This is a genomic window from Bradyrhizobium sp. LeoA1Lang (assembly GCF_055413685.1).
In genome coordinates this window covers 1-445 of sequence record NZ_JBVAPG010000516.1, presented here as the reverse complement: position 1 = coordinate 445, position 445 = coordinate 1, and the positions used below count along the sequence as shown (strand labels likewise).

Below are 445 nucleotides of genomic sequence, written 5' to 3'. Positions count from 1 at the left end.
ATCTCCCGAAGCGACGCCGCCCACAACGCAAGCGTCTCCTCAATCGACGCTGCCTGCGTCCACGATCTTCGAATCATGGTTGCCCATGGATTCAGAAACCCACTAAAAAAACAACTGTAATGCTAGGATGATCTTGAGTTTCTCATCCCCGGACCAGCGCCGCCGCCGACCGTGTCCACTACTTCGAGCCGTTCGACTTGGGCACTGCGCTTATCACTGTCCAAAAGGACAGTTCTGAACAACACCCCTCACTCGGCAGGCGGCCTTCACCGGTCTTCGTCGTTACGACGAAATCCTCAACGGAAGGATACGACGAATTTGGTGCCGTCCGAAAAGCGGTTGGAATTGAAAGTGGCGTAGTCTCCGGGGTGATCAACCTCGAATCACCCGGCGTTGACGCGCCGGGCTGGAGACCACGCCATGACAAGCGTTACCACGAAGGCTT

General features: G+C 56.2%; 1 protein-coding gene. It reads left to right on the top strand.

The genetic code is table 11. The features are described 5' to 3' along the window. Nucleotides 1-197 precede the first annotated feature (197 nt). Nucleotides 198-445: hypothetical protein (locus tag ACZYOF_RS44365; RefSeq protein WP_463719671.1), on the top strand; the 248-nt coding region annotated here is incomplete at its 3' end.